This window comes from Streptomyces sp. WZ-12 (assembly GCF_028898845.1).
In the GTDB taxonomy this organism is placed as follows: Bacteria; Actinomycetota; Actinomycetes; order Streptomycetales; family Streptomycetaceae; genus Streptomyces.
In genome coordinates, this window is the sequence record NZ_CP118574.1 from 8,022,374 (window position 1) to 8,040,323 (window position 17,950).

Sequence of the window (17,950 nt, forward strand, 5' to 3'; positions counted from 1 at the left end):
CGCCGGGCAGGCCCGCCCGCAGGTGGAGGAGAATCGGCCGGTGCACATCCTCACGTTTCCCGAAGCGGCCACTCCCGACGGGCTCCGCGCTCAGGTGGCGGAGCTCCAGGACTTGGCCTGGCCGTCGACGGGCACCCCGGCCGCACCGCCGGGCGCACCGGTCCACGACCCCGCGCTGCGGCCGGTGTCGATGCTGCTGGTGGACGGCGGTACGGTCCTCGCCGCGCTGGACGTCCTGACCAAGGAGATCGTCCACGCCGGTCGGTGCTATGCCGCCGGTGGCCTGAGCACCGTGGTGACGCACCCCGAGGCGCGTGGTCGCGGGCACGGCCGGCGCCTGGTGTCGGCGGCGCGGGAGGCGATGGCCGATCAGGGCCTGGACCTGGGGCTGTTCACCTGCGACCGAACGTTACGGGCGTTCTACGAGAGCGCCGGCTGGCAGTGCCTCGTGGGCGCGGTCCTCGTCGGAGGAACGCCGGGCGCCCCCTTCCCCAGCGACGGGCCCGGGTTCGACAAGGTCACCATGGCCGACTTCTTCTCGCCGCGGGCGCGGCGGCACCGCGCGTCCTTCCAGGACAGTCGAATCGCCCTCCATCCGGGAGACATCGACATGCTCTGGTGAAGCAAGCCCGCGACCGATGACCGTGCTCGGCTGCACCCGGCCCGCTTCAACCGGCCGCCGGACACCAGGGCGTGCCCCCGGCTAGCCCGCCACCCCCGCCAACACCGTTGCCACGACCTTGCGGACGGCCGTGGTCGTCGGAGGGCCGGCCTCCCGGTCGGCGAACAGGAGATGCCCGGCGCCGATCAGGGTGGGCGCCAGGGTGTCGACATCGGCGTCCGCCGCGATGCGGCCCAACTCCCGCTCGGCGGACAGGTATCCGGCGAGCATCGCGGTGGCCTCGGCGAGGACGGGGACGCCCGAGGAGCCCGCCTGCCGCAACCGGGCGCGCAGCCCGTCCCGGGAGATCACCAGCCCCACGATCGCCACCGCGACCGTGCCGAACACGGTGGTCAGCGCCTCGGTGAGGTGGTCGGCGACCGTGCCGCTCCCCGCGGAGGCGCGGAGCGCGACGGCCTGGCGGTCGATCCGGCCGATGCGGTCCCGCACGAGGTCGGCGAGGAAGGCGTCGAAATCGTCGAAGTGCCGGTGCAGTACGCCCTTGGCGCACCCCGCCTCGGTGGTGACCGCGCGGCTGGTCAGGGAGTTCGGCCCGTCCCGGAGCAGTATCCGCTCGGCGGCGTCGAACAACTGCTCCCGCGCATCGCGGAGGGCGACCCCAGTCGGCACCGCGCATCCGTCCCTTCTTCCCGAACCGGCCGTTTCGGCACCGGTGTTGTTCCCATGCCGGCGTCCTTCCCGTGAGGGACCCTCCTGACTGCCTTCCTGCCCCGGCGTCCTGACCGGTGAGGGTGGTGTCCCGTCACTGATTATTGACGAGTGGGCACGTGCCCACCATAGTGGGCGCATGCCCACTATGCCGCCTTCGGGGCCCGATCCCCGTCAACGCAGCGAGCTGGCCCAGTCGTTCGGCACGGACGCGGAACGCTACGACCGCACCCGGCCCCGCTATCCCGACGCCCTCGTGCAGCGCATCGTCGCCGGCCGGGCCGGTCTCGACGTGCTCGACGTCGGCTGCGGTACGGGGATCGTCGCCCGGCAGTTCGAGGCGGCCGGCTGTCGGGTGCTCGGGGTCGAGCCGGACGCGCGGATGGCCGAGGTGGCCCGGCGACTGGGCGGCACGGCGGAGGTGGCGCGGTTCGAGGACTGGGACCCGGCCGGCCGGGAGTTCGACGCGGTGGTCGCCGGCACCGCCTGGCACTGGATCGATCCGGTCGCGGGCGCCGCCCGGGCCGCGCGGGCGCTGCGCCCCGGCGGCCGGTTGGCGCCGTTCTGGAACGTCTTCCGCTTTCCGCCCGAGATCGGGGCGGCCGTCGCCGCGGCCTGTCAACGGGCGCTGCCCGACGCGCCGTTCGACTTCTCGGCGATGGCGACGGGGGCGCTCGACGCCTACCAGGGGCGGTTCGCCGGGATCGCCGACGGGATCCGGACGGCCGGCGGGTTCGGCGAGCCGGAGCAGTGGCGGGTCGACTGGGAGTGGAGTTACACGCGGGACGCGTGGCTGGATCAGATGCCCACTCAGGGACCTTTCACCCGGCTTCCGCCGGAGGCGCTGGACGAGGTGTTGGCGGGGGTCGGTGCCGCCATCGACGCGGCCGGCGGCGGCTTCACCATGCGGTACGCGACGGTGGCGGTCACGGCCGTACGCGCCGGGCCCGGCCGGTCCGTGACCGTGGTCTGATCGCTTGCCGCGCGTGTCTGTGCGTACCCGTACGCGTCCGTAGGCACCTGCGTGAGGTGCACGTACCTGCGGTGCGCCCCCGCGTGCCGTACGGCACGCGGGCCTCCCGTTGGCCGGGGCGGGCGACGGCCCCGGCCAACGCGCATGGCCGGGGCGGACGCCCGTAAGCGGGGCTCAGCGGTGAGGGCGGTCGGCGCACCAGCCGGGAGCGGCGCCGAGGGGGCGGATGTAGCGGGCCGAGGCCCATGCGTAACGGCCCCCACGAAGCTTGTACCAGCGCGGATTGCCGCGCACGTGCTGGCCGTTCACCTTGCACACGAGGGTGACGACCTCGCCGTGCCGGAGCGAACCCACCGCCCGGTAGTCGGTGCCCGGTCCGGTCCGGACCGTCAGCTCGTGCCTGGCGATGACGCGGCCTTCGTACGGGCCGTGGGCGGTGGCCGCGGGGGGCGAAGCCGGGCTCGCGGCCACCGCCGCGCCAGTGCCGAGGACACCGCAGAGAAGCCCCGCGCTCGCCAACGCGGCGGCGCCCCTGCGGAACGTGGAGAGGTGTGTCATGGCCATCCTCCTGGTCGAGGTCCGTCCGGCGATCCGGACGAGTCGGTCCGATGCCAGGCTGCCCGCGCCGGTGCCCGGGTGGCTCGTCGGTTGGCTGAAATTCACCATGACGGGAACGCGTCGAATGCCTGCGCGGTGTTTGCCGGTTGGCGGTCCGGGCGCCGCCGAGCTGCCGTCGGCCGCCGGGTGCGAGCGAGGGGGCCGGCGCTCGCGTCGCACTGCCACTGGACCGAACCCCGGGCCTCATGAGCCTCATTGACTCCGGCGCACAACTGTTCATCATATGAAAAATCCGGATGGCGACGTTGCCGGGGCGTGGGCGGGGAATTCGTTTCTGCGGGGCGGATGGGCCCCCGCGCCCCTGTGCCGCTGCTTGCGGGTGGGGGCGGTGCTCGGCGCCGGAGGACGCACATGCTGATGGTCACGGACCTGCTTGCGGACTGCCTCCGCGGCGAGGTGGCCCGACAGCTCGCCGGGCTTCCGCTCGACGTGGACGCGGCCCAACTCCCGCGCATCCGACGGGTGTTCATCGAGGCCGGACTGGCCGCAGCGCGGGACCGGTCGACCGCGGCCTCCTGGGTGCAGTTCAACCTCGCGCCGGAACCGGAGCGCCAGCCCCCGGTGTACGACTGGCTGAACGCCGTGGCCCGCGAGCTGCTCGCCGCCGGTCGGGCGCGCAACTTCTTCTTCATGCACAAGGAGCCCGGCCTGCGGGTCAGGTTCGAGGCGTCGGACGGTGAAGTCGGGGCGCTGCGGGCGGAGTTGGAGCGCCGGTTTGTCGAAAGGGGCGGGTGGCGACTGCCGCCGCTGGGCGTGGTGTACGAGCCCGAGCAGTACCTCTTCGGCGGGCATGCGTCGATGGGGCACGTGCACCGCCTGTTCACCGTGGACTCGTTGGCCTGGTTGGACCACCATGCCCGCCGTCCCGGCCCCCGGGGAGAGGCCGCGGCCTGGCGGGTGTCGCTGCTGCTGTTGCGGGAGGTGATCTCGGGCCTCGGAGTGGTGGGTTGGGAACACCGGGGCGTGTGGGAAGCCGTGCGGGAGGACACTGGGCGCCGACTCCCCGACGGCGCCCATGGCGAGGAGGCCGGGGGTGGGGAACGGGCGGGATGGCAGCGCGCCGTCGAGGGGATCCGGCTGTTCTGGGAGCGGTCAGGGGAGGAGATGCTCGCGTCGTTCCCGGGGGAGGAGCGGGAGTCGCTCGCCGAGCGGGCGGCGGCCGTGGGCGAGGCGGCACGGCAGTGGCGGACCGGCTACTTCGAGTCGGGCACCGCCACCACCGGCCCGCGGCGCGCCGCCGCCTTCGCCGTGATCTTCCACTGGAACCGCGCGCGGATGTCGTACGCCCGGCAGTGCCTGCTGGCCGAGGCGCTCGCCGGGGACGAGGGGGCGCGATGATGCGCCGGCCGCTGGACGCCGTGGGGGCCCGGCCCCTGGTAGGTGACGCGACCCCCGCCGAAACCCTGGGTGGCACCGCGCTGTTGCGGCTCGCGGGGCTGCCGGGGGAGGTGTGGGCCTCGGCCGGCAACGCCCCGCTGTTCGCGCACGCCGCGGACCTGGCGGACGAGGGCGAGCGCCAGGCGGCCCGGGCCGGGGCGTTGGGAGACCGGCTCGGCGCGGCCGTCGTCCCGGCCCCGGAGCTACCCGCCGCCGCCCGCGGGGCGGTGCTCGCCCTCCGCCGTCGACTACACGCCGGCTGCGCCCCGGGGGACGCCGACGACGCCGTGCTGGCGGCGGTGGCCGGCGTCGATCCACAACTCTCCGGTGAGCTGGTGGAGTTGGGTGACGCGGCGCTACGGCTGGGTGTCGCCCGGGACCGGTTCGTCGCCGCGGTGGCCGCCGAGCGCGAACGGGTCGGCCGGTTGGCGCTCGACCTGCTGCACGCCGATCCCGTACTGCGGAACCACCTCGCCGCCACCGCACCCCGGATCGCCGCGGACTTCGAGCGGCGGGCCGCGGCGGGCGAACCCTGGCACGGCAGACGGCTGCGCAAGTACACCGGTTACGTGTGGCGGGTGGTCGCCCGGGCCGCCGCCAAGACCACTCCGCGGGGCTGGCTGGGGCAGTTGGCCGCCGTGCAGGTCAGGGCTCCGGGCGGCGCTCCGACCGGTCCGGACGCCGGGTGGCTCGACGCCCGATCGGGCGCGCTCGGCATCCCAAACCCTGGCGGTTTCAACCTCGTTGGCCCGTTTGTCGATCCGTCCGTGCAGGCGGGTGCGTTTGCCACCACCGCCATGGAGAACGTCCATCTGCTGTGGGAGCGGCTCCGGACCGCCGAACCGGTCGCCCTCGGCCCCGCCACGCACCTCGCGTTGACGCCGCTGCACCACCCGATGCCCACCGGCCTGTTGCGCTGCGCGGTCGTCGACACCGGCCAGCACGGCGCGCGCCTGCGTCGGGTCGAACTGCGCCGCACGCCGGTCCTCGACCTGGTCCTGGCGGCCCTGGTGACCGGCCCGCGCCCGCTCGCCGAGATCGAGGCGCTGCTGACCGTGCGGTTGCGTCCCGCGGAGCACGGCGCACAGGGCGACGCCCATCGACGGGCCGTTGCCGCGCTACGCGGACTCCTCGCGCATCTGCTGAAGTTGGGCGTCCTCCAGCGCTGCGCCGCTCCCCGGTTGCGGCACCCGGCCTGGGCCCCGGCCGCGCTCCTCCACACCGCCGACGACGATCCCGCAACCCCGGTGAACGGCGACCACCGCCACCCCGCGCCCCCGCCGCACCAAGGCACCCCAGACACCATCTGGTTCGTCGACTCCTACCGCGCCGTGGACACCGCCCTCGACCCCGTAGCCCTCGCCCGCATCACCCGCGGCCTGCGGCTCGCCACCCGCCTGTCCGCGCTGCGCTCCGCCGACCACACCCCGGCAGCGGCGGCCGATCCCAACCAGTGGTCGCCCGTCGAGGCGTTGGGCATCGGCCCCACCCCGCGTTCGGTCGCCGACCTGCTGACCGCGTCCCCCGACGACCCCGCGGATGCGACCGGGTCCACGGGAGACACGGCTACGGTCCGCACCACCCGCCGCCGTTACACGGGATGGCACCCCGCCCGGACCGCCGACTCCGGATACGCCCGGCTTCTCGCCCACCTCGCCGCCCGTCTCGACGCGGAACGGATCGACCTGGACGGCGCTTTGCTGGACGCGTGGGACGCCCCGGTCGCCGAACCGCCACTGCTCGCGGCCTGGCCGGCGGACTGTCTGCTGCGTCCGCTGACCACGGCCGGGCCGGTCGCCGTCCTGGAATCGGTCTCTCCGGCCGGGGTGCTCGACGCCCGGTTCGCCGAGGCGCTGCACAGCCTGCACGCCGCCCGGAACGGGTCCCCGGACCCAGTCACCCACGGCGGCTACCCCAACCCGGCCGCCTACCGCGCCTTCCTCACCACCGTCGAACGGGCCGCGGGCGTCCGCTTCGTCGAGCTGCTGGTGCCCCCCTTGGCCCCCCGCGCCGCCAACGCCGTACGCCGCCCCGTGTTGACGAACTGGTGTACCGGAGATCCGAACCTGGCGATGTACTACGGGAGTTGTGGGGAAGCGCGGACGGTTGGCGAGGCCGGCGGCGTCCCTCCCGTCCGGCATCTCCCACTCGACCGCATCACCCTCCGCTCCGAGGACGGCGGGTTCATCGCCGAGGCGGACGGGATGCGGATCCTCCCCGTGCACCATGCGACCCGGACCCCCGCCCCGCCCTACGACCGGCTCACCCGGCTGCTCATGACGGCCACGCATCCGGCCGCCCGGCACATGGTCCAACTCGGCGGGCTGATCGGCGCGTTCCCCGAGGCCGGGCGGGTGCCCCGGTTGTCGGTCGGCGGGGATCTGGTGGTCAGTCCGGCCCAGTGGCGGCTACGGGGCGACGAGTTCTGGCCGACGGACGCCCCCGAGGCGGACAAGGTGACCGCGTTGGCCGCGCTCCGCCGCTCGCGACGGCTGCCCCGCTTCTGCTTCGCCCGCACGACGCCCGCCGGCAAGCCCGTACCGGTGGACCTGGCGGCGCTGCCGGCCCTGCGGACGGTGGAGCGGCTGCGGGCCGCAACGTCGGACGGCGCGCTGATCATCGAGGAGGCCCTGCCGGAGCCTGGTCGCTCGCCGGTCCGCGACGCGGTGCACCACGGCGCGCCGGTCGCGGCGCAACTACACCTCAGGGTGCCGCACGACGCCCGCCCCGAGGAGTTGGCGGCCCGCGCCGCCGCGCCGCTGCGCGACTGGCTGGCCGCACCACCGCCTCGTATCGAGGCCACAGACGCCCCCGGACCCCGCTCGGGCGGGCGACCACCGGGGCGGAACGGAACACCCAGTCAAGGAGGACGACCGTGCCCACGACCATCGAACTGACCGACCTCGACGACCTCATTGGTGACCTGGACGCCCGGATCACCGAGTCCGAACTGCCCGACGCCCAGGGGATCACCCTGCTGTGCAGTGACGTCGGCGGGTGCGAGTCGGTGCCCTACTGCTCCGCGTACTACTGCTGACGGGGCCCGTATCGATGGGGGTGACAGTTCGCTGATTCTCCGTCAATACGGCTTTCCAGAAGACCGGTTGATCGAGTCGTCCGGTGGTTTCGCCGCCGGACGACTCTCCCTCCGAAGGACGCCAGACACCATGCACGACCACCCCACCGCGGGCCCCGCCACCGCGCCGCAGGACGCGTCCGGCGGCCGCCCGACGCCCCCGACCAGACCGATCGGCTCGACCCGCCTGGCCCGGCCCTTCGGTCCGGAGGCGGGTTGGCGGGCACATGCGCTCCAGGACGCGGTGTGGCTGCTCGACCGGTGGTCCGAACGGACGGCCGCCGGCCAGGCACCGGCCTCCGGAAGCGACCATCCGTCGGACCCGGGAGTCCCGGTCCTCGCCCATCTGTTGGCCGGCACCACCGAGGTTCCCTCCGCGACCGCCGTGGCCACCCGCGCCACCGCGTTGTGGGCCCGCGGGGCCGGGCGCGGGATGAGTCATCCGGGGCTCTACGACGGTGGACTGGCCGGCACCCTGGTCGGACTGCGCCAGGCAGCCACCCTCCACCCCGCGCTGCATCCGGTCGCCGACCGCCTGGCCGGCCAACTCCTCGAACGGGCCTCGACCGAGGCGGCGCGCGCCACCCGCGGCGCGGTCACCTTCCGCGACTACGACCTCATCCTCGGCCCCGCAGGCACCCTGCTCGCCATGAGCGTCGCGGCCCCCGGCCGGCCCGACCACCCCGACGGTGCCGGCCCGCACCACTCCCAGGCGCTGGCCCGCCTGGGCCGGTGCCTGGCCGCGCTGTGCGCCACCGCGGAACTCGACGGCCTGCGCACGCACTACCCCGGACATCCCCAACTGGGTTGGCTGCACGGCCGGATCAACACCGGCATGGGACACGGCGCGGCCGGCGTGCTGGTGGCCCTCACCGTGGCCGTCCGCCAGGCGGGCCGGGCAGACCGGTCGGGTGCCGATGGACCGGGAGTCGCACCGAGCGGAGCGCCGGAAGACCTGCCGGAACTGGTCGCGGCGCTGCGGCGGGTGCGCCGTTGGCTGCGGCGGCAGGCGTTCGTCGACGCGCGGGGCGTGCGCTCCTGGGACGGTGCGGGCCTGGGGGCCGCTCCGCCCGACGGGGCCCGCCGCAGACAGGCGTGGTGTTACGGCAACCCCGGCGTCGCCTGGGCGCTGTGGGACGCCGCGGACGCCTGCGACGACCACGACGACCGGGAGTTCGCCGCCGCGGCCTTCGCCAGTCTCGTCGCCGGCTACGACGAGGAGTTCCACCTCTTCGGCGACCACCTCGGCGACCGCCTGGGCCTCTGCCATGGCGCCGCCGGGGTCCTGGCCGTCGCCGACGCGCTGCACCGCCATGCCCAACTCCCCTCCGCCACCGCGCTGCGCGCGCGACTGCTGGAGCACCTGGACCGGCGGCGGTCGCAGACCCGTGCGCTCGGGGAGGAGCGCACGGCCCTGCTCAGCGGCGCCTGCGGCACCCTGAGCGCGGTCCTCACCACCACTGCCACCGGCACCGGCGGCCGCGGCTGGCTCCCGTGCCTCGGCCTGCGATGACCGCGCCCGGCGGCACCGTGCGGCCCGCTAGCCGCGCCGTTCACCCGACCGTAACCGCACAAGTAAGTGGGCGTTAACCCGACCATGAGTGATGTGAATGACCGCCTTCTCAGCCTCGTCGACGGCGTGGTGGATCTGGACGAGGAACGGCTTCCGCTGCTGACCGTGCGGGAGGCCCGGGCCGCGATCGAGCTGTTGCGTCTGCTGGCCGCGGGAAACGGTGAAGGGGCGCACGCCGCACGGCACTTGGCGCGCAATCTGGTGCGCCGACTGCCGACGGAACAGTGGGCTACCGAACGGTGAGCGACCGAACAGTGAGCCACAGAACGGTGAACTGCCGGACAGCGAAGGGATGAGGCGGACGGAGGAGCAGGCGGGAGGGAGCGGGCGGGAGGCAGGGGCCGGGGCGAAAATCCGGGGGTCGCTAGGATTTTCGACATGGCGAAACATCTGCTCTTCGTGGCCCTTCTCGGTCACGGGCACGTCAACCCCACCCTTCCCCTGGTCGAGGAACTCGTCCGGCGGGGCCATCGCGTCGACTACGCCACCAGCGCGGAACACGCCGATGCGGTCACCAGGTCCGGCGCCCGCTGGGTGGAACTCCCGCCGGTCGAACGGATCGCGCCGCCCGGCGACTTCGGCCCCGAAACCTTCGGCGTCTTCATGCGCCACCTCTTCGCGGGGATGCGCGCCACCTACCCGGTGCTGCGGGACCACTGCACCGCCGAGCCGGTGGATGCGATCTGCTACGACATGGTGAACTGGCCCGCCAGGATCGTCGCCGAACAACTGGGACTGCCGGCCGTCCGCCTGATCCCCAACTTCGCGTCGAACGAGACCTTTTCGCTGTTCGCCCAGTTCCTCAAGGGGCCCGGCGGCGAGAATCCGCTCCCGGCGGCGCTCGGCCCCGGCTGCGAGGAATTCGCCGCGGAGTACGGCGTCCCCCTCGACCCGGCGAACCTCCTGGACGTGGTCGAGGAGGTCAACCTGGTAGCGGTACCAAGGGAGTTCCAGCCCGCCGGCGATTCCTTCGACGAACGCTTCCACTTCGTGGGTCCCTCGCTGGGGAGCCGGGAGGACGAGCCCTGGTCGCCGCCGGACCCCGAGGCGCCGGTGCTGTTCATATCCCTGGGCACGGTCTTCAACGACCGGCCCGACTTCTACCGCACCTGCATAGCAGCCTTCGCGGACGAGCCGTACCACGTGGCCATGTCCATCGGTGAGTTGGACCCCGCCGCGCTGGGGCCCGTACCGCCGTCGTTCGACGTCCGTGCGCGGTTCCCGCAGCCGGCGGTGCTCCAGCGGGCCACCGCCTTCGTCTCGCACACCGGCATGAACTCGACGATGGAGGCGCTGTATTACGGCGTCGGGCTGATCGCCGTGCCGCAGATGCCCGAACAGGCGGCCAACGCCGGGCGGGTGGTGGAACTCGGCCTCGGCGAGCAGCTCGACGCGCGCACGGTGACGGCCGAGTCGTTGCGCGCCGCGGTCGCCCGGGTCGCCACCGACCCCACGGTCCGCGCGAACCTCGCCCGGATGCGCAAGGTCGTGCGGGAGAGCGGCGGCGCGGCGCGCGGCGCGGACGTGGTCGAGGAGTACCTGCGCTGAGCGGAAACGCAACAGAGTGGTGGTGCCGCCCGGTGCCGCCGGCGTCGAACGGTCAATCGGCCCGCCCCGTTCCCGGGGCGGGCCGGTCGGCTCAGGGCATGGGGGTGGTGGACTCCGGGTCGGGCTCGGAGTCGCTGAGCATGCCGGTGCGGAGCGTGCTCAGGGTGCTCTTGAGCAGCCGCGAGACGTGCATCTGGGACACGCCCAGTTCCGCTCCTATCTCGGACTGGGTCATCTCCTGGCCGAAGCGGAGCTCTATGATCCGGCGCTCCCGGGGCGCCAGTTGACGCAACAGCGGCGCGAGGGCGTGCAGGTCCTCGACGGTCTCCAGGGCCGGGTCGTCGTCGCCGACGACATCGGCGAGGGTGCGGCGAGGGCCGAGCGAGTCCGGGTTGGTCGGGGTGTCCAAGGAGTCCGCGGCGTAGCCGTTGGCGGCGACCAGGCCCTCGATCACCTCCTCCTCCGGGAGCTGGAGGTGCGTCGCGAGCTCGTCCACGGACGGGTCGCGGTCCAGCCTGGCGTGCAACTGCTCCTTGGCCTTGGCGAGTTCGGTGCGCAGCTCCTGCAAGCGGCGGGGGACGTGCACCGCCCAGCCGGTGTCCCGGAAGAAGCGCTTCATCTCGCCGAGGATGTACGGGACGGCGAAGGTGGAGAACTCCACTTCCCTGGCGAGGTCGAAGCGGTCGATGGCCTTGATCAGGCCGATGGTGCCGACCTGGACGATGTCCTGCATGTCGTCGCCGCGGTGGCGGTAGCGGCGGGCGACGTAGCGCACCATCGACATGTTCATCTCGATCAGGGTGTTGCGCGCGTACTGGTAGGCGCGGGTGCCCTCTTCGAGCTCCTGGAGCCGGGCGAAGAACAGCTTGGAGAGCTCGCGGGCGTCCCGGGGCGCCATGGTGGTGGGGCGGCGTATCTCCGGTAGGCCGCCGAGCTCCGCAGTGCCTACCGACAGCGGCCTGCTGCTGATCACGACGGACATCACGCCTCCCTCCGAGCCCGACCCCCGCGGGCACCTGAGCCGCCGTCTACCCGAAGTGGACCCGGGCATGCACGGAGGGTGGCGAATTCCGTCGGGATCGAGGGGCCAAAACCGGCCAATGGGTGGCGGCTGTTGGCCGGGACCGCCGCGTTCGGCTCGATGCGGTCGGTGCCGGGACCGTAATCGACGTCACATCAGTCGCAGTGCCACGTGGATGACCTTGCCGGCCGTGGTGGAGGTGATGGCGACGGAGGTGGCGAGCCGGTGGACGAGGGACCAGCCGTAGCCGCCGACCCGGCCGTCGCGGGCGTCGACCGGGGCGCTGGGGCGCAGCGGGCTGGCGTCCTCGACGGTCACTTCGAGACGTCCGCCCGTGATGCGGGCGGTGAAGCCGGTGACCCCGCCCGCGTGCCGCAGGGCGTTGGTGACCAACTCCGAAGTGATCAGCAGGGCGTCGGCCACCACGATCTCGTCGACGCCCTGGTGGCAGGCGCGCAGCAGTGCGTCGACGAGGTCACGTGCCTCTGCCGACGTGGCGGGGAGTTCCGCTGTGCAAGCCACCGTTCACCTCCCTGGCGGTGCGGATCCGACCTTGGGGAGCGTGTACCCGCGGTGGCGCGAAACGTGCATCCCCGATCCACTTTGCCACACGGGCAGGGGCGCCGGGCCGCTGACCGCCCTATGCCCGGGGCATGGGAGGCGCCTCGGCGGCCGGTGTCCGCGCGGGGCGTTGTACCAAGTCGAGGGCGATGTCCTCGATCAGGTCCTCCTGGCCGCCGACCAGGCCGCGGGCGCCGGCCTCGACCAGCAGGCTGCGGGTGTCCAGACCGTGCCGGCGGGCGGCGTCCTCGGCGTGCCGGAGGAAGCTGGAGTAGACCCCGGCGTAGCCGAGGGAGAGGGTTTCCCTGTCGACGCGCACGGGCCGGTCCTGGAGGGGGCGGACGAGGTCGTCGGCGGCGTCCATCAGCCGGAAGGCGTCGCAGCCGTGCCGCCAGCCCATGAGGTCGGCGACGGCGATGAACGCCTCCAGGGGGCAGTTGCCGGCGCCCGCGCCCATGCCGGCGAGGGAGGCGTCGACGCGGCGGACGCCGTGCTCGACGGCGACCACGGAGTTGGCGACGCCGAGGGCGAGGTTGTGATGGGCGTGGATGCCGATCTCGGTGTCGGCGTCCAGGACGTCGCGGTAGGCGCGGATGCGGTCGCGGACGCCGTCCATGGTGAGCCGGCCGCCGGAGTCGGTGACGTAGACGCAGTGGGCGCCGTAGGACTCCATCTGCTTGGCCTGGGTGGCGAGGGTCGCGGGGTCTGCGAGGTGCGCCATCATCAGGAATCCGGCCACGTCCATGCCCAGTTCGCGGGCGGTGGCGATGTGCTGGGCGGCGATGTCGGCCTCGGTGCAGTGGGTGGCTACGCGGACGGAGCGGACGCCGAGGGCGTGTGCGCGGCGGAGTTCGGCGAGGGTGCCGATGCCGGGCAGGAGGAGGGTGGTGAGGGTGGCGCGCCGGACGACGTCGGCGGCGGCCGCGATCCACTCCTCGTCGGTGTGTGCGCCGGGGCCGTAGTTGATGCTGGAGCCGGCCAGGCCGTCGCCGTGGGTGATCTCGATGGCGTCGACGCCGGCGGCGTCCAGCGCGGCGGCGATGGCGCGGACCTGGTCGGTGCCGTACTGGTGCCGGATGGCGTGCATCCCGTCCCGGAGGGTGACGTCCTGGACGTAGAGGTCGTGGGTCATCGGGTGGCCAGCCTTTCCGCGACCCGCAGCGCTGCGGAGGTCATGATGTCCAGGTTGCCGGCGTAGGCGGGCAAGTAGTGGGCGGCGCCCTCGACTTCGAGGAAGGCGGAGACGAGCCGCCCGGTGCCGCCGGCGAGGGTGGTGAGCGGGTCGGCCGGGCCGATCGGGCGGATCTGGACGCGTTGCTTGAGGCGGTATCCGGGGACGTAGGCGGCGACCTCGGCGGCCATGGCGTCGATGGATTCGGTGATCGCGGCGGGGTCGGCCCGGTCGTCGACGACGCAGTGGACGGTGTCGCGCATCACCGGCGGCGGGTCGGCGGGGTTGAGGACGATGACGGCCTTGCCGCGGGCCGCGCCGCCGACCGCTTCGAGGGCGCGGGCGGTGGTCTCGGTGAACTCGTCGATGTTGGCACGGGTGCCGGGGCCGGCGGAGCGGGCGGCGATCGAGGCGATGATCTCGGCGTAGCGGACGGGGGTGATCCGGGAGACCGCGGCGACGATCGGGACGGTGGCCTGGCCGCCGCAGGTGACCATGTTGAGGTCCGGGGCGGCGCGGTGGCGGTCGAGGTTGACCGGTGGGACGACGTAGGGGCCGAGGGCGGCCGGGGTGAGGTCGATCAGTTGCTTGCCGTGCGGGGCGAGGGCGGCGGCGTGGTGCCGGTGGGCGGCCGCGGAGGTGGCGTCCAGCACGATCGCGATCTCGTCGAAGTCGGGCCGGGCCAGCAGGCCGTCGATGCCGTCGTGGGTGGTGGGCACGCCCAGGCGGCGGGCCCGGGCCAGTCCGTCGGAGGCCGGGTCGATGCCGGCGACGGCGGCGACGGTCAGTACGTCCGAGGTCCGGAGCACCTTGATCATCAGGTCGGTGCCGATGTTGCCGGACCCGAGGATCGCGACCTTGGTGCGGTGCGGGGCGGGGCTCATCGTGCCTGTGCCTCCGTGGTCGGCGCGGGGGCGAAGAAGCGGCGGGCGTTGCCGCCGAGGAGTGCCGCGCGGTCGGCGTCGGTCAGGCCGGTGCAGCCGCGGATGGTCGCGCCGGGCTCCTGTTCGCCGAGCGGGAAGGGGAAGTCGGTGCCGAGCATGACCCGTTCGGTGCCCATCACGTCCAGCAGCAGTCGCAGGGCCTTGGGGTCGAAGACCGCGGAGTCGACGAAGAAGCGGTCGGTGTAGGCCGAGGGCGGGTGGGGGGAGTCCTTGCGGACGATGTCGCGGTGGTGCCAGGCGTTGTCGGCCCGGCCGAGGAGGTAGGCGAAGCTGCCGCCGCCGTGGCAGAAGCACAGCCGCAGCGAACGCGGCAGTTGCTCGAAGGCGCCGGACAGGATCAGCGAGAGCAGCGTGAGGTGGGTTTCGGCGGCCATGCCGACGAGCCAGGGCAGCATGTAGCCGCGGGCCATCCGGTCCGCGCCGAGCATGTCCCAGGGGTGGACGAGGACGGGCATGTCGACGTCGGCGCAGTGTGCGAGGAAGCCCAGCAGGTCGGCGTCGTCGAGGTAGCGGGTCCCGACGTGGTTGCCGATGTGCACGCCGCGGTGGCCGGCCGCCTTCGCCCGGGTGACCATCGCGGCGGCCGACTCGGCGTGCTGCAGCGGGACTTGGCACAGCGGCAACAGGTGGTCCGGCGCCTGTCCGCAGAAGTCCAGGATGCGCTGGTTGACCAGCTCGCACCAGTCGACGGCGCGGGCCGGGTCGGCGGAGTAGCCGAAGAGCAGGGGGGTGGAGGAGACCGCCTGGACGTCGACGCCGGAGTGGTCCATGGCGGCCAACCGGGCGCCGGCGTCCCACAGTTCGGGGCGGACCGGCCGGTAGTCGTCGGCGCCGCTCATCATCATCCCGCCGCCGTCGGCCAGTTCCCGCAGCCAGGGCTCCCCGGCGCCGGCCAGGATGCGGCTCTCGGCGCGGGAGATGCGCGGGAAGAAGTGGGTGTGGACGTCGATGACGGGCGTGGGGTCGGGGTGGGTGTCGGTGGCGGTCACGGGACTCCGTTTCGAAGGCCCGTGGGCGGGCCGGCCGGGGGTGCCTGGCCCGCCCACGGGGGCGTGGGGCCCCGTGGTCGGGGCGGGAGAGGGGGCGGTCTCCGGGATCAGTCGCGGGCGCGGGCCCGGGTCTGCGGCCGTTGGTGCTCGGGCCACTGCTCGCCGGGGTGGCGGGCCCCGCAGCGCGGGCAGTTGCGCTCGCCGGCGTAGAAGCCGCGGAAGAGGGGCGGCAAGTCGTTGACGATGGAGTGGAGTTGGAGCTCGGCGCGGTAGACCAGGTGGAAGCACTCGGTGCAGTACCACTCGAAGGCGTCCTTGCTGCCCCTGGGTCGGGCGAACTCCACCACCAGCCCGATCGAGCCGGGCTCGGGCCGCTGCGGCGAGTGCCGCACGTGCGGCGGGAGCAGGAAGACGTCGCCCTCGTTGATCTGCACGTCGCGTGGGGGCTTGCCCTCCTCCTCCATGACCCGCAGGACCATGTTGCCCTTGAGCTGGTAGAAGAACTCCTCGATCGGGTCGTCGTGGAAGTCGGTGCGCTGGTTGGGGCCGCCGACGACGGTGACCATCAGGTCGCTGTCCTGCCAGACCTGGACGTTGCCGACCGGCGGCCGGAGCAACGCGCGGTGTTCCTCGATCCACCGCTCGAAGTTGAACGGCACTCCCGACGACAGCTTGGGCAGGGTCATCCTCTCGCCCTCCTAAGGGACTCGTGGGCCGATGGCGCGGTACGCGAACCGGTCACTCCGGTCGGCCGGCCCGGCGCGGAAGATACGCGGTGCAGGCGATCTCGACGAGCAGGTGGGGGTGGGGGAGTTGGTGGACGGCGACGGTGGTACGGGCCGGCCCGGACTCGTCGAAGTACTCGGCGTAGACCTCGTTGTAGCCGCCGAAGTCGTGCATGTTGACGAGGTAGGCGGTGAGGTTGACCGCGTCGCCGAGGTCGCCGCCGGCCGCCCGCAGCAGGTCGCGGAGGTTCTCGATCACCGCGCGGGTCTGCTCGCGGATGTCGACGCGGGTGACGCCGAGGCCGTCGGCCGCTGCGCCGGCGATGGTGCCGTCGGGCCGGCGGGAGCTGGTGCCGGAGACGAAGACGAAGTCGCCGGCCCGGCGCAGGTGCGGGAAGCGTCCGCGGGGTGCGGCCTTGCCCTCGACCAGGATCGCGTCGCTCATGCCGTCGTCACCGCCACGCTGCCCAGGCCGGCGCCGGAGATGCGGACGTGGGCGTTGCGGGGGAGCGGGACGGCGGCGGTGGCGGCGCCGGCGAGCACCACCCAGCCCGGTTCCAGTGGCATGCCGGCCTGTTCGGCGAGGCGGGCCGCGGCGCGCAGCGAGCGCATCGGGTCGCCGAGGATCGCGGCCGACGAGCCGGTCTGGGTGAGCCGTCCCTCGATCTCCATCACCAGGCCGATGTTGGAGATGCCACCGAGGTCGCGGGGGTCGTGCCAGGGGCCGAGGCCGAAGGCCGCGGCCGAGGCGTTGTCGGCGATCACGTCGGGCAGGGTGAACGCGAAGTCGCGGTAGCGGGAGTCGAGCACCTCGTAGCCGACCGCGACGCCGGCGACCGCGGCGTCCGCCTCGGCGGCCGAGTGGACCCGGCGGCCTATCAGGAACGCGATCTCGGGCTCGATCCGCGGCTGGATCAGGCCGCTCAGGTCCAGCGTCGACTCCACCAGCATGGCGTCGGTCAGCAGTCCCCAGATGACGTCGTCGACGCCCATCTGCACCATCTTGGCGCGGCTGGTGAAGCCCATCTTGACGCCGATCAGCCGCTCGCCGCGGGCCGACTTGCGGGCGAGGACGGCCCGTTGGACCGCGTAGGCGTCGGCCATGTCGAGCGGCCCGGCCTCGGTGAGCGGGGCGATCGCCCGCACCCGGCGCGCCGCGTCGTCGAGCGTGGTGGCGAGCTCCTGGATGTCGGTCATGCGGTGCCGCCTTCCTGGTGCGTGGCGTCCTCGTCGGCCCTCTCGTCGCGGGCGAACGCGACCCTCACGTCCCCGAGGCCCTCGATCCGGGCCTCCAGCACGTCCCCGGGGGCGGTGGTGACCATCGGGCCCAGCGCGCCGGTCAGCACGGTGTCCCCGGCCCGCAGCGGATGGCCGAACCGCACCAGGGTGTCGGCCAACCACAGTGCGGCGTTGAGGGGATGGCCCAGGCAGGCCGCGCCGGTCCCGGTGGACACCTGCTCACCCCGGCGCTCCAGGACCATGCCGCACAACCGCAGGTCCAGGTCGGCCAGGCGGGTCGGGCGGTTGCCGAGTACGTACATTCCGCTGGAGGCGTTGTCGGCGATGGTGTCGGTCAGCAGGATGTCCCAGTCGCGGATGCGGCTGCCGACCACCTCGATCGCGGGGAGCGCGAACGCGGTGGCGCGCAGCAGATCGGCGACGGTGTGCCGCTCGTGGGTCAGGTCCCGCTCCAGTACGAGGGCGACCTCGGCCTCCGCGCGGGGTTGGAGTACCGCGCCGGCCGGGATCTCCGCGCCGTCCGGGACCGCCATGTCGCTGAAGAGCGTGCCGAAGTCCGGGCTGTTCACACCGAGTTGGCGCTGCACCTCGGGCGAGGTCAGGCCGATCTTGCGGCCGACGGGTCGGCGGCCGGCGGCCAACCAGGAGCGGGTCAGGCACTCCTGGACCGCGTACGCCTCGTCCAGGCCGTCGATCAGTTCGCGCACCGGGTCGCAGGGCGTCCGGGTGGCGTGCGCGGCGAGCAGGCGCCGGGCGGCGGCGCCGACACCGATGTCGAGGGCGGTGGCCATGGTCGTCACGGCGC

The 17,950-nt window shown here is 73.5% G+C and carries 19 protein-coding genes; 8 read left to right on the plus strand and 11 right to left on the minus strand.

The genetic code is table 11. The features are described 5' to 3' along the window. Positions 1-40 precede the first annotated feature (40 nt). Entirely contained in the window at positions 41-622 is a 582-nt protein-coding gene (locus tag PV796_RS35140; protein WP_274917785.1) for a GNAT family N-acetyltransferase, read from the plus strand. A gap of 81 nt (positions 623-703) precedes the next feature. On the opposite strand, the gene PV796_RS35145 is transcribed toward PV796_RS35140, so the two are convergent. Further along, on the minus strand, positions 704-1,291 hold the full coding sequence (locus PV796_RS35145; RefSeq protein ID WP_274917786.1) for a TetR/AcrR family transcriptional regulator: 588 nt from the start codon (positions 1,289-1,291) through the stop codon (positions 704-706). 178 nt (positions 1,292-1,469) lie between these two features. On the opposite strand from PV796_RS35145, the gene PV796_RS35150 reads away from it, so the two are divergent. After that, positions 1,470-2,303, plus strand: a complete 834-nt coding sequence (locus PV796_RS35150) for a class I SAM-dependent methyltransferase (protein ID WP_274917787.1) — start codon at positions 1,470-1,472, stop codon at positions 2,301-2,303. A gap of 174 nt (positions 2,304-2,477) precedes the next feature. Here PV796_RS35150 and PV796_RS35155 read toward each other — a convergent pair whose 3' ends face one another. After that, complete coding sequence (locus PV796_RS35155; protein WP_274917788.1) at positions 2,478-2,861, minus strand: SH3 domain-containing protein; 384 nt, start codon at positions 2,859-2,861, stop codon at positions 2,478-2,480. A 411-nt stretch (positions 2,862-3,272) separates the two neighbouring features. On the opposite strand from PV796_RS35155, the gene PV796_RS35160 reads away from it, so the two are divergent. The 6 genes from PV796_RS35160 to PV796_RS35185 all read left to right on the plus strand — a co-directional run bounded on the left by PV796_RS35160 (position 3,273) and on the right by PV796_RS35185 (position 10,495). Then, on the plus strand, positions 3,273-4,259 hold the full coding sequence (locus PV796_RS35160) for a thiopeptide-type bacteriocin biosynthesis protein (protein ID WP_274917789.1): 987 nt from the start codon (positions 3,273-3,275) through the stop codon (positions 4,257-4,259). Then, entirely contained in the window at positions 4,256-7,195 is a 2,940-nt protein-coding gene (locus tag PV796_RS35165) for a lantibiotic dehydratase (protein WP_274917790.1), read from the plus strand. The genes PV796_RS35160 and PV796_RS35165 overlap by 4 nt, the downstream gene beginning before the upstream one ends. Beyond that, entirely contained in the window at positions 7,174-7,335 is a 162-nt protein-coding gene (locus PV796_RS35170) for a hypothetical protein (protein ID WP_274917791.1), read from the plus strand. The genes PV796_RS35165 and PV796_RS35170 overlap by 22 nt, the downstream gene beginning before the upstream one ends. A gap of 130 nt (positions 7,336-7,465) precedes the next feature. Beyond that, positions 7,466-8,887, plus strand: coding sequence for a lanthionine synthetase LanC family protein (locus PV796_RS35175; RefSeq protein ID WP_274917792.1), 1,422 nt, complete (start codon positions 7,466-7,468; stop codon positions 8,885-8,887). 93 nt (positions 8,888-8,980) lie between these two features. Then, complete coding sequence (locus tag PV796_RS35180) at positions 8,981-9,190, plus strand: hypothetical protein (RefSeq protein WP_274917793.1); 210 nt, start codon at positions 8,981-8,983, stop codon at positions 9,188-9,190. Positions 9,191-9,325: 135 nt separating this feature from the next. After that, complete coding sequence (locus tag PV796_RS35185; protein WP_274917794.1) at positions 9,326-10,495, plus strand: macrolide family glycosyltransferase; 1,170 nt, start codon at positions 9,326-9,328, stop codon at positions 10,493-10,495. A gap of 91 nt (positions 10,496-10,586) precedes the next feature. On the opposite strand, the gene PV796_RS35190 is transcribed toward PV796_RS35185, so the two are convergent. The 9 genes from PV796_RS35190 to PV796_RS35230 form a co-directional block, all read right to left on the minus strand. After that, positions 10,587-11,477, minus strand: a complete 891-nt coding sequence (locus PV796_RS35190) for an RNA polymerase sigma factor SigF (protein WP_274917795.1) — start codon at positions 11,475-11,477, stop codon at positions 10,587-10,589. Between the two features lie 189 nt (positions 11,478-11,666). After that, a complete protein-coding gene (locus PV796_RS35195; RefSeq protein WP_274917796.1) occupies positions 11,667-12,038 on the minus strand; it encodes an ATP-binding protein in 372 nt (123 codons plus the stop codon). A 118-nt stretch (positions 12,039-12,156) separates the two neighbouring features. Further along, positions 12,157-13,209: a 4-hydroxy-2-oxovalerate aldolase gene (gene dmpG / locus PV796_RS35200; protein ID WP_274917797.1), complete on the minus strand. Its 1,053-nt coding sequence runs from the start codon at positions 13,207-13,209 to the stop codon at positions 12,157-12,159. Continuing rightward, positions 13,206-14,132 (minus strand): acetaldehyde dehydrogenase (acetylating), encoded by a 927-nt coding sequence (locus PV796_RS35205; RefSeq protein ID WP_274917798.1) that lies wholly within the window; start codon positions 14,130-14,132, stop codon positions 13,206-13,208. Before PV796_RS35205 ends, dmpG begins: the two co-directional genes overlap by 4 nt. Further along, positions 14,129-15,181 (minus strand): amidohydrolase family protein, encoded by a 1,053-nt coding sequence (locus PV796_RS35210; protein WP_274917799.1) that lies wholly within the window; start codon positions 15,179-15,181, stop codon positions 14,129-14,131. Before PV796_RS35210 ends, PV796_RS35205 begins: the two co-directional genes overlap by 4 nt. Positions 15,182-15,288: 107 nt before the next feature. After that, positions 15,289-15,867 (minus strand): 3-hydroxyanthranilate 3,4-dioxygenase, encoded by a 579-nt coding sequence (locus PV796_RS35215; protein WP_274917800.1) that lies wholly within the window; start codon positions 15,865-15,867, stop codon positions 15,289-15,291. A gap of 52 nt (positions 15,868-15,919) precedes the next feature. Further along, on the minus strand, positions 15,920-16,351 hold the full coding sequence (locus PV796_RS35220) for a RidA family protein (RefSeq protein WP_274917801.1): 432 nt from the start codon (positions 16,349-16,351) through the stop codon (positions 15,920-15,922). Beyond that, positions 16,348-17,103, minus strand: a complete 756-nt coding sequence (locus PV796_RS35225; protein ID WP_274917802.1) for a 2-keto-4-pentenoate hydratase — start codon at positions 17,101-17,103, stop codon at positions 16,348-16,350. Before PV796_RS35225 ends, PV796_RS35220 begins: the two co-directional genes overlap by 4 nt. Further along, positions 17,100-17,936 (minus strand): 2-keto-4-pentenoate hydratase, encoded by an 837-nt coding sequence (locus PV796_RS35230; RefSeq protein ID WP_274919357.1) that lies wholly within the window; start codon positions 17,934-17,936, stop codon positions 17,100-17,102. The genes PV796_RS35225 and PV796_RS35230 overlap by 4 nt, the downstream gene beginning before the upstream one ends. Positions 17,937-17,950 lie beyond the last annotated feature (14 nt).

What these genes read in the sequence shown, in the direction of transcription:
- PV796_RS35150 (WP_274917787.1), top strand. Translation starts at nt 1,470, where the DNA reads ATGCCCACTATGCCGCCTTCGGGGCCCGATCCCCGTCAACGCAGCGAG.
- PV796_RS35155 (WP_274917788.1), bottom strand. Translation starts at nt 2,861, where the DNA reads ATGACACACCTCTCCACGTTCCGCAGGGGCGCCGCCGCGTTGGCGAGC.
- PV796_RS35160 (WP_274917789.1), top strand. Translation starts at nt 3,273, where the DNA reads ATGCTGATGGTCACGGACCTGCTTGCGGACTGCCTCCGCGGCGAGGTG.
- PV796_RS35165 (WP_274917790.1), top strand. Translation starts at nt 4,256, where the DNA reads ATGATGCGCCGGCCGCTGGACGCCGTGGGGGCCCGGCCCCTGGTAGGT.
- PV796_RS35175 (WP_274917792.1), top strand. Translation starts at nt 7,466, where the DNA reads ATGCACGACCACCCCACCGCGGGCCCCGCCACCGCGCCGCAGGACGCG.
- PV796_RS35185 (WP_274917794.1), top strand. Translation starts at nt 9,326, where the DNA reads ATGGCGAAACATCTGCTCTTCGTGGCCCTTCTCGGTCACGGGCACGTC.
- PV796_RS35190 (WP_274917795.1), bottom strand. Translation starts at nt 11,477, where the DNA reads ATGTCCGTCGTGATCAGCAGCAGGCCGCTGTCGGTAGGCACTGCGGAG.
- dmpG (WP_274917797.1), bottom strand. Translation starts at nt 13,209, where the DNA reads ATGACCCACGACCTCTACGTCCAGGACGTCACCCTCCGGGACGGGATG.
- PV796_RS35205 (WP_274917798.1), bottom strand. Translation starts at nt 14,132, where the DNA reads ATGAGCCCCGCCCCGCACCGCACCAAGGTCGCGATCCTCGGGTCCGGC.
- PV796_RS35215 (WP_274917800.1), bottom strand. Translation starts at nt 15,867, where the DNA reads ATGACCCTGCCCAAGCTGTCGTCGGGAGTGCCGTTCAACTTCGAGCGG.
- PV796_RS35220 (WP_274917801.1), bottom strand. Translation starts at nt 16,351, where the DNA reads ATGAGCGACGCGATCCTGGTCGAGGGCAAGGCCGCACCCCGCGGACGC.
- PV796_RS35225 (WP_274917802.1), bottom strand. Translation starts at nt 17,103, where the DNA reads ATGACCGACATCCAGGAGCTCGCCACCACGCTCGACGACGCGGCGCGC.
- PV796_RS35230 (WP_274919357.1), bottom strand. Translation starts at nt 17,936, where the DNA reads ATGGCCACCGCCCTCGACATCGGTGTCGGCGCCGCCGCCCGGCGCCTG.